13 protein-coding genes and 1 tRNA gene are annotated in these 12,431 nt (G+C 64.2%); 10 read left to right on the forward strand and 4 right to left on the reverse strand.

All coding sequences use genetic code 11. The features are described from left to right. Positions 1-34 precede the first annotated feature (34 nt). The 4 genes from J2X38_RS16430 to J2X38_RS16445 all read left to right on the forward strand — a co-directional run bounded on the left by J2X38_RS16430 (position 35) and on the right by J2X38_RS16445 (position 4,309). Positions 35-2,011 (forward strand): hypothetical protein, encoded by a 1,977-nt coding sequence (locus J2X38_RS16430; protein ID WP_310255527.1) that lies wholly within the window; start codon positions 35-37, stop codon positions 2,009-2,011. A gap of 2 nt (positions 2,012-2,013) precedes the next feature. Further along, positions 2,014-2,307, forward strand: coding sequence for a hypothetical protein (locus J2X38_RS16435; protein WP_310255528.1), 294 nt, complete (start codon positions 2,014-2,016; stop codon positions 2,305-2,307). Then, complete coding sequence (locus J2X38_RS16440; RefSeq protein WP_310255530.1) at positions 2,294-3,709, forward strand: SNF2-related protein; 1,416 nt, start codon at positions 2,294-2,296, stop codon at positions 3,707-3,709. Before J2X38_RS16435 ends, J2X38_RS16440 begins: the two co-directional genes overlap by 14 nt. Before the next feature lie 219 nt (positions 3,710-3,928). After that, positions 3,929-4,309, forward strand: a complete 381-nt coding sequence (locus J2X38_RS16445; protein WP_310255532.1) for a hypothetical protein — start codon at positions 3,929-3,931, stop codon at positions 4,307-4,309. 102 nt (positions 4,310-4,411) lie between these two features. On the opposite strand, the gene J2X38_RS16450 is transcribed toward J2X38_RS16445, so the two are convergent. Beyond that, a tRNA-Gln gene (locus J2X38_RS16450) sits at positions 4,412-4,485 on the reverse strand. 156 nt (positions 4,486-4,641) lie between these two features. Here J2X38_RS16450 and J2X38_RS16455 point away from each other — a divergent pair. Together J2X38_RS16455 and J2X38_RS16460 are read left to right on the forward strand one after the other, a co-directional pair. Continuing rightward, complete coding sequence (locus tag J2X38_RS16455; RefSeq protein WP_310255534.1) at positions 4,642-5,934, forward strand: FAD-dependent oxidoreductase; 1,293 nt, start codon at positions 4,642-4,644, stop codon at positions 5,932-5,934. Then, positions 5,931-6,332 carry a DoxX family protein gene (locus tag J2X38_RS16460; protein ID WP_310255536.1) on the forward strand — a complete coding sequence of 134 codons (402 nt, stop codon included), beginning with the start codon at positions 5,931-5,933 and terminating at the stop codon, positions 6,330-6,332. Before J2X38_RS16455 ends, J2X38_RS16460 begins: the two co-directional genes overlap by 4 nt. Before the next feature lie 3 nt (positions 6,333-6,335). Here J2X38_RS16460 and J2X38_RS16465 read toward each other — a convergent pair whose 3' ends face one another. Then, a complete protein-coding gene (locus J2X38_RS16465; RefSeq protein ID WP_310255538.1) occupies positions 6,336-7,607 on the reverse strand; it encodes a dipeptidase in 1,272 nt (423 codons plus the stop codon). A gap of 78 nt (positions 7,608-7,685) precedes the next feature. On the opposite strand from J2X38_RS16465, the gene J2X38_RS16470 reads away from it, so the two are divergent. Continuing rightward, on the forward strand, positions 7,686-8,861 hold the full coding sequence (locus J2X38_RS16470) for an acyl-CoA dehydrogenase family protein (RefSeq protein WP_310255540.1): 1,176 nt from the start codon (positions 7,686-7,688) through the stop codon (positions 8,859-8,861). Here J2X38_RS16470 and J2X38_RS16475 read toward each other — a convergent pair. After that, complete coding sequence (locus J2X38_RS16475; RefSeq protein WP_310255542.1) at positions 8,858-9,193, reverse strand: metalloregulator ArsR/SmtB family transcription factor; 336 nt, start codon at positions 9,191-9,193, stop codon at positions 8,858-8,860. The genes J2X38_RS16470 and J2X38_RS16475 overlap by 4 nt on opposite strands. Before the next feature lie 71 nt (positions 9,194-9,264). On the opposite strand from J2X38_RS16475, the gene J2X38_RS16480 reads away from it, so the two are divergent. From J2X38_RS16480 to J2X38_RS16490, 3 genes are read left to right on the forward strand one after another with little or no spacing between them, the layout of a single operon-like run. After that, on the forward strand, positions 9,265-10,224 hold the full coding sequence (locus J2X38_RS16480) for an acyl-CoA desaturase (protein ID WP_310255545.1): 960 nt from the start codon (positions 9,265-9,267) through the stop codon (positions 10,222-10,224). Beyond that, positions 10,205-11,410, forward strand: a complete 1,206-nt coding sequence (locus tag J2X38_RS16485) for a M20 family metallopeptidase (protein WP_310255548.1) — start codon at positions 10,205-10,207, stop codon at positions 11,408-11,410. The genes J2X38_RS16480 and J2X38_RS16485 overlap by 20 nt, the downstream gene beginning before the upstream one ends. Continuing rightward, positions 11,407-11,652, forward strand: coding sequence for a GlsB/YeaQ/YmgE family stress response membrane protein (locus tag J2X38_RS16490; RefSeq protein ID WP_310255550.1), 246 nt, complete (start codon positions 11,407-11,409; stop codon positions 11,650-11,652). Before J2X38_RS16485 ends, J2X38_RS16490 begins: the two co-directional genes overlap by 4 nt. Positions 11,653-11,656: 4 nt before the next feature. On the opposite strand, the gene J2X38_RS16495 is transcribed toward J2X38_RS16490, so the two are convergent. Then, positions 11,657-12,382: an AAA family ATPase gene (locus J2X38_RS16495; RefSeq protein WP_310255552.1), complete on the reverse strand. Its 726-nt coding sequence runs from the start codon at positions 12,380-12,382 to the stop codon at positions 11,657-11,659. Positions 12,383-12,431 lie beyond the last annotated feature (49 nt).

Raw genomic sequence — 12,431 nt, forward strand, 5'->3', positions numbered from 1 at the left:
GGGAGCGTGCCAAGGCGCTCCCCCGGCGTTTGCCATGAAACGCACCCTCGCGAACGACATCGAAGTTTATGAGAACTATTTCCTCGTCGCGTTCATGGACATCGCGACGGGACAGATTCTCACGTTCGAGCGATTTCAGGAGCATCCGGGCGGTCCCGTCGAGGGGAATTGGGACCCCGATCGCATCCAGACAATCCTCCGCTCGTGCCAGATCGTCACCTTCAACGGCAAGACATACGACGTTCCGCTGATTTTCCTCGCGCTCGCGGGGACCCCACTGGCCGACCTCAAGGCGTCCTCGAACCGTATCATCAACCAGAATTTGAAGTGGTGGGACGCAGGCCGCGAACTCGGGGTCTATATCCCCGACTGGCTCGACCATATCGACCTCATCGAACCGAACCCCGCGGTGATGCAGGGGCTCAAGGTCCTCAACGGGCGCCTGCACGGCCCTCGCATGCAGGACCTTCCCTACCCGCACGAAAAATGGCTTACCCGCGAGGAAGCCGACAACGTCCGCGACTATTGCGGCAACGACCTCGATGCGACCGGGAACCAGTTGTTCAAGGCGCTCGAAGAGCCGTTGCAAATGCGGATCGACGTAGCGAACCGCTACGGTCTCGACGACATCCGTTCGAAAAGCGACGCGCAGATTGGTGAGGCGATCATCAAAAAGCGCGTCGAACAGATCACAGGCCTTCGTCCTAAGCGCGATCCTGTGGCGCCAGGCACGCAGTTCCAATATGAGGTCCCCGACTTCATCCGGTTCGAAACGCCGGAGATGAACGCCCTCCTGGACGAGGTTCGCGCGACCACATTCCGGGTGAAAAGCGACGGCCGTGTTGACCTTCCGAAGTCGCTCAACGGTCGATACGTCAAACTCGGCGACACGACCTACAAGATGGGAATCGGCGGCCTCCATTCGACCGAGGCGAACCGGGCGGTCCACGCCGACGCGAATCATCTCCTTATCGACGCCGACGTGGCGAGCCAGTACCCGTCGATCATCCTCAAGCTAGGCTTGTACCCGAAGGCGCTCGGCCCGGCGTTCCTCGAAGCATATCGTCAGATTTACGACGAGCGCTTGGGCGCGAAGGCCAGAGCCAAGGTCATTGAGAAGGTCGAATTGCCCGCGGCGTTCGGCGACCGCATCGCCGCGCTCAAGGCAGAACTGCTTGCCTGCACCGTGGTCGATAAGGGGCTCAAGATCGCGCTCAACGGCTGCTACGGCAAGTTGGGCTCGAAATGGAGCGTGCTGCACGCTCCGCACCTCCTCATCGCCGTCACGCTTACCGGGCAGCTTTCGCTCCTCATGCTCGCGGAGCGTGCCGAACTCGCCGGTATCGGCGTCGTGTCGGGCAACACCGACGGCCTGCTCTTCCGGTGCCCGAAGCACCTCAAGTCGACGCTCGACGCCATTTGCGAGCAGTGGGAGCGCGAGACCAGCTTCGTGCTCGAATATGCCGAGTATCAGGCGATCTACAATCTCTCGGTCAACACCTATTACGCGATCAAATCCGACGGCTCGGTGAAGCGCAAAGGCACCCTCTCGAACCCTTGGGCCGAGGGCGACCTGCGCGGCCAGATGATGAAAAACCCGAACATGACCATCTGTTCGGATGCGGCGCTGCGCTGGATTACCGACGGGGTCGATCCCGGTGAGACCATTCGCGAAAGCCGCGACATTCGAGGCTTCGTGACGGTCGTGAACGTCGCGGGCGGCGGGAAATGGCGCGAGGAGCCGATCGGCAAGGTGGTGCGCTATGCGTGGTGCCGAGGCGGCGAGCCCATCTTCTATAAAACACCGCACGAGACGACCGGCAATTTCAAGAAGGTCAGCCGCACCGATGGGTCCCGGCCGATTATGAACCTGCCGTCCGAGTTCCCCGACAACATCGACTATGACCGATACATTGAGGAGGCGTGGGACATCCTGCGTCAGGTCGGCGCCATTGCTGCCAACGATAACGATCCGGGGCCGATGCTGCGCGCCGAGGCGGCGTCGCTCTGAGCGTGGCCGAACTCGAAGCCGAGATTGAGGACGATGTCGTCGCGTGGGCCGTCCTGCGCGGCTGGCTCGTGCGCAAGATGGTCTATCCCGGCCGCCGCGGCTGTCCCGATCGTTGGTTTTTCAAAGCCGGTCGTCTCGTCATCATCGAGTTCAAGCGAGCCATTACCGGCCGCCTCTCCGGGAATCAGGGGCGGGAACGGAAACGGTTCGCCGAGGCGGGCTGGACGGTCCACGTCGTCGATGACCGCGACACCGCCTGTATGCTGCTAGAGGGCAAGCCCTATGTACGGGACTGAGCGCCGGCCGCGCTCCATGCTGCGCGAACAACAGGTCTTCATTTCGGATGTGGTGAAGCGCGAGCGGTTCAAGATGATCGTCAGTCACATGGCGTCCGGCAAGACCGGCGCCGCGCTCGACGGCGCGCGCTGGCTACTCGACAATCAGCGCGTTTCCCGGATCCTCGTCGTCGGCCCGAAGCTTGTCGCAAAAGACACCTGGAAGGATGAAATCGAGACGTGGGAGCACACGGCCTGCCTCTCGAAGGCCATTTGCGTCGGCACTCCTGAGCAGCGCCGCGCGGCGCTGGCGCTCGATGCGGAAATCACCTGCATCAACCGAGAGAACCTGACCTGGCTTTGGCAAGAGGTCGGTGGGCTCACCGGCTGGCGCTTCGATATGGTGATTATTGACGAATCCAGCATGTTCAAAGCCGGGAAGAAGCGGACCTCGAAGACTCGAGTCCGCGACAAAAAGAGCGGTGTAATGAAGACCCGCAAGGGCGGTCGCATGACTCGCTTCGGTGTCCTCGCGCAGGCACGGCCGAAAATCCGTCGCCTCATCGAACTCACCGGCACACCCGGCGAACTCATCGACCTGTGGGGCCAATTCTTCCTGCTCGACCAAGGCGAACGGCTCGGGCACGATCGCGAGGCGTTCGAGGGCAGGTGGTTCAAGAAGAACCAGTACACCCACGAAATCTCCCCCTACGATCATTCCGAAGCCGAGATTATGGGGAAGGTCAGCGACCTCATGGTGTCGCTGCCGAAGCTAGACATCGTCCCGCCCCCCGTCATTTCCCCGGTTTGGGTGGACCTGCCCGCCGACACGATGGCAGAATATCATCGTTTCCGGCGGACTCTCGTTTCTGAGGTCTACGACATCGAGGCCGTCAACAGCGGCGTCCTGACCAACAAGCTTATGCAGTTCGCCAACGGCTCGATGTACAACGAGGCCGGGCAGGTGATCCCGGTCCACGAGGAAAAGCTAGACGCGCTCGACGAACTCATTGAGCGCGCTGCCGGCGAAAACTTCCTCATCTTCTACAGCTTTCGGTTCGACCTAGACCAGATTCGGCGGCGGCATCCCGACGCCGTCGTCTTGAACGAACACGACGACGCAATCGCACGATGGAACCGCGGAGAAATCAATAAGCTGCTGGCCCACCCCGCCTCCTGCGGGCACGGCACGAACATGCAATTCGGCGGGCACCTGGCCGCATGGTTCGGCCTGACGTGGAGCCTCGAACTCTGGTTGCAGGCGAATATGCGCCTTCCGCGGCCCGGTCAGGAAAGTATCGTCGGGATTTATCCGATCATGGCCCGCGGGACCGTAGACGAGCGCGCTTACGGAGCGCTCGGGGTCAAAGACGCCAACCAGCAGAGAATTATCGACGCGGTGAAAGCGGAAATCGGGCGTTAATCATCTCTCTGCCGATTGTTCTGAAATGATACGACCCGGAAAGTGTTAACAGAATTAAACACTTAGCCCTTGTTGGTATAAAATCCCATCTTGCTATCTCAATTAAAAGTTGATATATAGCGCCCCTTCACAAGGGCTTGTTTGGGAAAGAACATGAGTTTAGCCACAGAACCGCCGGGGCGGGCTAGTAATCCGGTAGAGACACATATCGGAGGCACAATGGGCGGCATTCAACCAGGTTCGCGAGAGCGCGCTTTTGCAAAGCGCCTTGAGCAGGCGTTGGACAACCATCCCCGTTGTCCGGCCGACTACGGCCGCCTGACTTGGGTGACGCGCGAACTGGCGCACCAGCGGATCAACGTCACGATTGAAACCGTGCGGCGTTGGCTCGGTGGCATGTCGATGCCGCGGCGCGCGAAGATGACGGCGCTGGCGAAGATTCTGCAAGTCGATGAAACTTGGCTCGCTATGGGCGTCCAGCCGGTCGCTGCGGACGTGCCGCCGAGCCGCGTCGAGGAGTTGGAAGCGGTGCTCCGTCAGATCGAAGCGTCCACGGACGACGAAAAGATCAAGGAACTCATCGCGAAGACCCGCGAATAGGCATTTCGCAATTTGTTGGGTAAGTTGTTGGGTAAGGCCTGGTCTCCTCTGAGGAAATCAGGCCTAACTTTTTGAATTAGCTTGATTTCTCAGGAGGAGGTTTGGATGCCCCGCGAGGATTCGAACCTCGATAGGCGGTATCAGAAACCGCAGTCTTACCATTAGACGACAGGGCAGCAGAGGCGGGCCAAATATGACTGCACGGGCCCGCTGTCAAGGCCGGTTCGCCCACTCGAACAAGTCCGCTTGCCCTGACGCATTTCGCCGCTAGCATCGCCCGCATAACAAGATAGGGGCCGCGCGCCCGCGCGGACACCCGAAGGAGTGGGTTGATGCGTCATGTCGCGATCGTCGGGTCGGGCCCTGCGGGTTATTATACAGCCGAAACATTACAGAAAGCGGACGATATCGCGGTCGACGTCATCGACCGGCTGCCCGTCCCCTATGGCCTGATCCGCACCGGGGTCGCGCCCGACCACCAGTCGATCAAGGCGGTGTCCCGCCGCTATGAGGGCACCGCGCTCACCGACAATGTCCGTTTCGTCGGCCATGTGTCGGTCGGCACCGACGTGACGATCGACGAACTTGTCGGCCTTTACGACGCCGTCATCCTCGCAACCGGCGCACCCAACGACCGTCCGCTCGACATCCCCGGCGCCGACCTGCCCGGCGTGATCGGCAGCGCCGCCTTTGTCGGCTGGTACAACGGCCACCCCGATTTCGCCGATCTGAACCCGCCGCTCGACGCCCCGGGGGTCGTGGTGATCGGCAACGGCAATGTCGCGCTCGACGTCGCGCGCATCCTCGCCAAGACGCCGGGCGAATTCGCGGGTAGCGACATCGTCGCGCACGCCCGCGATGCACTGGCGCAAAGCGCGGTGCGCCATATCCAGATCCTCGGCCGCCGCGGCCCGCACCAGATCGCGATGACGCCGAAGGAGCTCGGCGAACTCGGCCATCTCGAACGCGCCAGCCCGCGCGTCGACCCCGCCGACCTGCCGCCCGAGGGCGACGACGCCATGCTCGAACCCGGCATGCGCAAGTCGGTCACCCACCTGCGCAGCTTCACCGCCAACCCGGTCGCCAAGCCGGTGACGATCGATTTCGACTTCTTCGCCATGCCCGTCGCGATCGAAGGCGACGGCCGGGTGCAGCGCGTGATCGTCGAGCGCACGACGCTCGACGCCGACCTCACCAGTCACGGCACGGGCGAGACCTATGCGCTCGATGCCGGGCTGGTGATCAGCTGCATCGGCTACCAGACCCCGCCGATCCCCGGCGTCCCTTATGAGCACGGCCGCGGCCGCTTCGCGAGCGACGAAGGGCGCATCCTGCCCGGTCTCTACGCGGTCGGCTGGGCGCGGCGCGGCCCGTCGGGAACGATCGGCACCAACAAGCCCGACGGCGCGCGCATCGGTGAAATGGTGCTCGAGGATATCGGCCGCGGTGCGGGCAAGGCGGGACGCCCCGGTCTCGATGCGCTGCTCGCCAGTCGCAACGTCACCCCCGTCACCTTCCGCGACTGGCGCCGAATCGAGGAGGCCGAGGTCGCGGCCGCGCTCGACGGCCGCCCGCGCGAAAAATTCACCAGCATCGAGGCGATGCTCACCGCGCTCGGGCGTTGAACGCCCCGGTCCGCACGGCACTGCGCTGGCTGCTCGCGCTGGCTTATGGCTATGCGGGCTATCGCCACCTTGCGGCCCCCGCGCCCTTCCTCGCGATCACGCCGCCGTGGGTGCCGCAGCCCGGGCTGGTCGTCGCCGCGACCGGCATCGCCGAGATCGCGGGCGCCATCGGGCTAATGATCCCCGCCACGCGCAAGGCGGCCGGCTGGGGCCTCGCGCTCTATGCGCTCTGCGTCTGGCCCGCGAACTTTCACCACGCGCTCGCCAATATCGCGATCGGCGGCGAGACTTTGAGCTGGTGGTATCACGGCCCGCGCCTTGCCGCACAGCCGCTCATCATCTGGTGGGCGCTATGGGCGGGCGGCGCGACCGACTGGCCGTTTCGCCGCCGCCCCTAGCTCTTATTTCGCGACCGGCGTCTCGATCGGCGGCTGGCCCTTCTGGCTCGCCGCATAGGCCTCGACCGCCTTCAGCACACGCAGCATGTTGCCGCTCGCGATCTTCTCGAGATCGGCCTGACTGTATCCGCGCTTCGCGAGTTCGGTGAACAGCGCGGGGTATCCCGACACATCCTCCATCCCGACCGGCGCAGAATCCATCCCGTCATAATCGCCGCCGAGCCCGATATGATCGACCCCGATCGTCTTTTTGAGATGATCGATATGCTCGGCAACCTTGGCGATACTGGTCGTCGGCATCGGATTGGCCGCATCCCATGCCTTGAGCGCCGCCTTCTCCGCCGCCGGATCACCCGGATACATCGCCTTCAGCCGCGCCTGCTCGGCGGTGCGCGCGAGACCCTGCGCGCGGACATCGGCATCGAGGAAGCCCGGCAGCAGCACGATCATCACGATCCCGCCATTGGCCTTCACCGCAGGCAGCACGCTGTCGGGAACGTTGCGCGGATGCGGATTGATCGCGCGGACGCCCGAGTGGCTGAACATCACCGGCGCCTTCGATACCTCGAGCGCATCCTTCATCGTCGCTTCGCTGACGTGGCTCAGATCGACGATCATCCCGATGCGGTTCATCTCGCGCACCACCTGGCGGCCGAAATCGGTGAGGCCATCGTGCGCGGGCGCGTCGGTAGCGGCGTCGGCCCAGCTGAGATTCTTCGAATGGGTGAGCGTCATATAGCGCGCGCCCAGATCGTACATCTGGCGCAGCACCGCGAGCGACGAGCCGATCGAATGGCCGCCCTCCATGCCGAGCATCCCGGCGATCTTGCCCGCCTTCATCGCCTTTTCGAGCTCGGCCGAGGTCGAGGCGAGCGCGAGGTCGCTCGGGTAGCGCGCAACCAAGCGCTTCATCACGTCGATCTGTTCGATCGTCTGCTGCACCGCCAGCTGCTCGTTCGGGTTGCTCGGCACATAGACCGACCAGAATTGCGCGCCGACATGCCCCTTGCGCAGCCGCATCAGGTCGGTGTGCATCGCGATCTCGGGCGGCGTCGCATCGGGCTTCGCGGTGTCGGTCGTGTCCTGGAAATCGAAGCCGTTGATGACATTGCCCTCGCGCAGCCGCAGCGCCCATGGCACGTCATTGTGCCCGTCGAACACCGGCGCCTTTTTGAGCGCGGCTTCGGCGGTCGCCTCGGGCGACTTTTGCGCCATGGCGGGGGTGGAGATGAGGGCGAATGCGGCGAGGCCGGCGAGCAGGAAGGGCTTTGTCATGGCGCGCGACCTTAAGTCCTTGTTGCCGCAGCGCAAGCCCGACTTGACGGGAACGTCAACGCCGCGCAGCATCGCACCATGACAGCCTTTGACGACTGGCGCGCAAGATCGCCCTATTATGACGAAACCCACGAAGCGCTCGCGCAGAGCGTCCGCCGGTTCGTCGCGCGCGAGATCGCGCCCAACATCGACCGTTGGGAGGCCGAGGGCGAGTTGCCGCGCGAACTCCACAAGAAAGCTGCGGACGCGGGCATCCTTGGCCTCCGCTTTCCCGAACAATATGGCGGGCACAGCACCGGCTTCGACAATTTCCACAGCCTCGTGCTGACCGAGGAACTCGCCGCGGTCGGCGCGGGGGGCGTGGGCGCCTCGCTGATGACGCACGGCATCGGCCTGCCCCCGATCATTGCGCGCGGCTCCGATGAGCTGAAGCAACGCATCGCGCCGCCCGTCCTCGCGGGCGACAAGATCATTGCACTCGGCATCACCGAGGCGGGCGGCGGCAGCGACGTTGCGAACCTCAAGACCACCGCGGTTCGGGACGGCGACGATTATATCGTCAACGGCGGCAAGATGTTCATCACCAGCGGCATGCGCGCCGACTGGCTGACCTGCGCGGTGCGGACCGGCGGGCCGGGAGCCGCGGGCATCTCGTTGCTCCTCATCGACATGGACAGCCCCGGGGTCGAGCGTACAAGGCTCGACAAGATGGGCTGGCGCTGCAGCGACACCGCCGCGATCCATTTCAGCGATGTCCGCGTCCCGGCTGAAAATCTGATCGGCGAGGAAAACGCCGGCTTCATCGGCATCATGCGCAATTTCAACAGCGAGCGGCTCGGCATGGCGATGGGCTGCTGCGCCTACGCGCGCGTCGCAATGGCCGAGGCGGCCGAATGGGCGCAGAACCGCGAAACCTTCGGCAAGCCGCTCGTCGGCCACCAGTCGATCCGCATCAAGCTCGCCGACATGGAACGCCAGATCGAAGCGACGCAGGCATGGGTCGACCTCTGCGCCTGGCAGGTCAAAAACGGCAAGGACCGCCCCGCCGACTTCGCAATGCTCAAGGTGCAGGCGACGCGGATGCTGGAAAGCGTCGCGCGCGAGGCGGCGCAGGTACTCGGCGGCGCGTCCTATATCACCGGCAGCAAGGTCGAACGCATCTACCGCGAAGTCCGCGTCAACGCGATCGGCGGCGGCAGCGAAGAAATCATGCTCGACCTCGCGGGGCGGCAGTTGTTCGGGGGGAAGCGCTAGCCCTCTTCGCGCCGCTTTTCGGCCAGCGCGCGCGATTCGGCCTTCAGCGGCCGCGAAACCGGGCAGACTTCCTGCACATAGCCGTTGAGCACATTGGTGAGCGCCTCGGGGACGAGGCGATAGAAGACGAACTGGCCGCGCTTCTCGCTCACGATCAGCCCCGCATTTTCCAGCACCGACAGATGCTGCGACACCGCCGGTTTGCTCATTTCGAAACGCGCCGCGATGTCGCCCGCGCTCAATTCGGCATGCGCCAGATAGGCGAGAATCTTGCGTCGCGGCGTCGACGCCAGTGCCTGAAAAACCCGTTCCATATGCCCCAAAATGGGCATGGCACGCGCCCTTGACAAGCAATAATTTATTTAAGTAATTACTTATATTCTTTTGAGCGAGGAGTCGGGCGATGCGAAGCGATGATGACCCCCATGCTGTCAATTTCCTGATCGACGAGCCCGGCCCCGATCCGCGCGTGGGGCGCGTTCGCGGCGATGCGCCCAGCATCCTGTGGAACGGCGGCATGGCGTTGGTCGCCCTGATCGCCGGCCCCTTCTTCGCGACGCCGTCCGCCATCCTCCTCTTTTTCGTCACCACCGGCGCGGCGCTGCTGCTCGGCCACAGCGTCGGCTATCACCGGATGATGATCCACGGCAGTTTCAAGGCCCCCCGCTGGCTCACCCGCACGCTCGTCTGGTTCGGCGCCTTCGTCGGCATGGCAGGGCCCCATGGCATCATTCGCGCGCACGACACGCGCGACTGGGCGCAGCGGCAACCCGATTGCCACCCCTTCCTCGCGCACAAGACGCACATATTGCGCGACGCCTGGTGGCAAATCTATTGCCGCCTCGACCTCGATCGCCCGCCGCGTTTCGATTTTTCCGAACTCGACCGCGACCCCTTTTATCGCTGGCTCGAGGCGACGTGGCGCTGGCAGCAACTCCCCGTCGCGCTGCTCTTTTTCGCGATCGGCGGCTGGGGCTGGGTCATCTGGGGCGTCGCGGTGCGCGTTGCCGTGGCTAACCACGGACACTGGCTGGTCGGCCACCTCGCGCACAATCGCGGGCCGCAGCACTGGACCGTCGACGCGCACGGCGTACAGGCGTTCGACGTCCCTTGGGCCGCGATCCCGACGATGGGTGAGGCCTGGCACAATAATCACCACGCCTACCCCGGCTCGGCGCGCATCGGGCTGCACCCCGGGCAGAGCGACTGGGGCTATGCCTTCATCCACCTGTGCGCGCGGCTAGGGCTGATGTGGAATGTTCGCACGCCCGACACGATGGACGTGCGCAACGGGCTCTCCGAGGTCCCTCGACACGAGCCCGGCTTCGCGGCACAGTCGCCGCATGGACACCCTATCACATAGCTGGCCCGCCGAGGCCGAAACCTTGCTCGGCGATCTCGTCGACCTCCGCCGCGCGATCCATCGCGAGCCCGAACTCGGGCTGCAGAACCCGAAGACGCTCGCGAAGATCAAGGATGCGCTCGCGGGGCTGCCGCTCGAATTTCGCGAGGGGCCGTCGACCACGGGCCTGATCGCGATCCTCCGCGGCCCCGCGAACGGGCGCACCGTGCTGCTGCGCGGCGACATGGATGCGCTGCCTTTGCTCGAGGATACGGGGCTCGATTTCACGTCCGAGATCAGCGGCGCAATGCATGCGTGCGGGCACGACACGCATGTCGCGATGCTCGTCGGCGCGGCGAAGCTGCTCTGCGCCGCGCGCGACCGGCTGCCCGGCACCGTGATGTTCATGTTCCAGCCGGGCGAGGAGGGGCATCATGGCGCGCGCTTCATGCTCGATGACGGGATCATCGACCCGCTGCCCGACGCCGCCTTCGCGCTCCACATCATGCCCAACGCGCCGCACGGGATTTTTGCGGGGCGCGCGGGTCCGCTGCTCGCCTCGTCCGATGTCCTTTCGATCATCGTCAAGGGCGCGGGCGGCCATGCATCGATGCCGCACGACAGCATCGACCCGATCCCCGTTGCCTGTTCGATCGTCACCGCGATCCAGACGATGGTGACACGCCGCATCTCGGTGTTCGATCCCGCGGTTGTCACCATCGCCAAGATCGCGGCGGGCACGACGAATAATATCATCCCCGAAAGCGCCGAGATGCTCGGCACGATCCGCACGCTCTCGCCCGAACGCCGCGCGATGGTCGCGCGCGAGCTGAAGCGCCTCGCCCCCGCGATCGCCGAGGCGCACGGCTGCACCGCCGAGGTGACGATCGAGGAAGGTTTCCCCGTCACCATATGCGACGCCCGCGCGGTGAGCTTCGGCCAGTCGGTGGTCGAAGAGACCTTTGGCGAGCAAGCCTGGCTGACGATGGACAATCCGGTGATGGGCGCCGAGGATTTCTCCTACGTCCTCGAGAAAGTCCCCGGCGCGATGTTCTGGCTCGGCGCGAGCGAGGCGGGCAGCGACTGGCGCCAATGCTGCGGACTCCACTCGAACCATATGGTGCTCGACGAGAGCGTAATGGCGCGCGGCGCCGCCTTGCACGCCGCGCTCGCGGAACGCTTCCTCAATGAAGGATTCAATGCATGATCAACATCATCGGCGCGATCATTTCGGGCTTGGTCATCGGCGCACTCGCGCGCTTCTTCTATCCCGGCGCGGTCGAGATGGGATGGATCGCCACAATCCTGCTCGGCATCGGCGGCTCGCTTCTTGCGGGCCTCGCGACCTCGCGCGGCCGCGGCGACTTCAGCCGCGCGGGCTGCCTCGCCTCGGTCATCGGCGCGATCGTGCTGATTTTGGTCGGGCGGCTGCTCGGCGTCGGGGGCTGACCGCCTATTCGATCATCGCCTCGACCGTCTCGTGCGGATAGAGCATAAATTCGCGATAGAGCCGGTAATGCGCCGTATCTTCGAGCTGGACCGGCTCGATACCGAGCGGGCTGATCTGCCACAGATCGGCGTCGGGCAGCGCCATCAGGATCGGCGAATGCGTCGCCATGATGACCTGGCTGTTGTTCGCGCGCTGGATGCGGCGAAGCAATTTGAGGAATTCGAACTGGCGCGACGGCGACAGCGCCGATTCGGGTTCGTCGAAAATATAGATGCCCTGTTGATCGGCGCGCTCTTCGAAAAAACCCAGGAATCCTTCGCCGTGCGACCAGGACAGATAATCGGGCCGTCCTGCGCCAACGTCATAGGCGGCCTGATCGACGTAGCGCGCGAGGGTGAAGAAGGTTTCGGCGCGGAAAAAGAAACCTTTGCCGATCTTGGGGAGCCACGCGGCGCGCAGGGCATCGGCCAATATGCCGCCATCGCTTCCCGAAATGTCCGACCGCTCGACGGCCATATGGCCATAGCCGCCCCCGCCCTCGCTGAATCCGGCGAGCACCGCGATCGCTTCGAGCAAGGTCGATTTGCCCGATCCGTTTTCGCCCACCAATATCGTGACGGGTTTCTCGAGCCGGATTTCGAACGCCGGGTCGGCGAATAGGGGGATATTGAAGGGATATTGATCTCGATCGACCGCGGGCGGGTCCGCATCCGGCGTGGGCTCGCGCATCCACACCCGCCGCAGATAGGGCGGCGGAAGCTTCGTCCGCGACCCTTTA

It is taken from the genome of Sphingopyxis sp. BE235 (genome assembly GCF_031457175.1).
GTDB lineage: Bacteria > Pseudomonadota > Alphaproteobacteria > Sphingomonadales > Sphingomonadaceae > Sphingopyxis.

Excerpts from the sequence above, each read along its gene's own strand:
- J2X38_RS16485 (WP_310255548.1), top strand. The coding sequence starts at position 10,205 with ATGGACACCCTATCACATAGCTGGCCCGCCGAGGCCGAAACCTTGCTC.
- J2X38_RS16495 (WP_310255552.1), bottom strand. The coding sequence starts at position 12,382 with ATGCGCGAGCCCACGCCGGATGCGGACCCGCCCGCGGTCGATCGAGAT.
- J2X38_RS16445 (WP_310255532.1), top strand. The coding sequence starts at position 3,929 with ATGGGCGGCATTCAACCAGGTTCGCGAGAGCGCGCTTTTGCAAAGCGC.
- J2X38_RS16430 (WP_310255527.1), top strand. The coding sequence starts at position 35 with ATGAAACGCACCCTCGCGAACGACATCGAAGTTTATGAGAACTATTTC.
- J2X38_RS16480 (WP_310255545.1), top strand. The coding sequence starts at position 9,265 with ATGCGAAGCGATGATGACCCCCATGCTGTCAATTTCCTGATCGACGAG.
- J2X38_RS16440 (WP_310255530.1), top strand. The coding sequence starts at position 2,294 with ATGTACGGGACTGAGCGCCGGCCGCGCTCCATGCTGCGCGAACAACAG.
- J2X38_RS16470 (WP_310255540.1), top strand. The coding sequence starts at position 7,686 with ATGACAGCCTTTGACGACTGGCGCGCAAGATCGCCCTATTATGACGAA.
- J2X38_RS16490 (WP_310255550.1), top strand. The coding sequence starts at position 11,407 with ATGATCAACATCATCGGCGCGATCATTTCGGGCTTGGTCATCGGCGCA.
- J2X38_RS16465 (WP_310255538.1), bottom strand. The coding sequence starts at position 7,607 with ATGACAAAGCCCTTCCTGCTCGCCGGCCTCGCCGCATTCGCCCTCATC.
- J2X38_RS16455 (WP_310255534.1), top strand. The coding sequence starts at position 4,642 with ATGCGTCATGTCGCGATCGTCGGGTCGGGCCCTGCGGGTTATTATACA.
- J2X38_RS16475 (WP_310255542.1), bottom strand. The coding sequence starts at position 9,193 with ATGCCCATTTTGGGGCATATGGAACGGGTTTTTCAGGCACTGGCGTCG.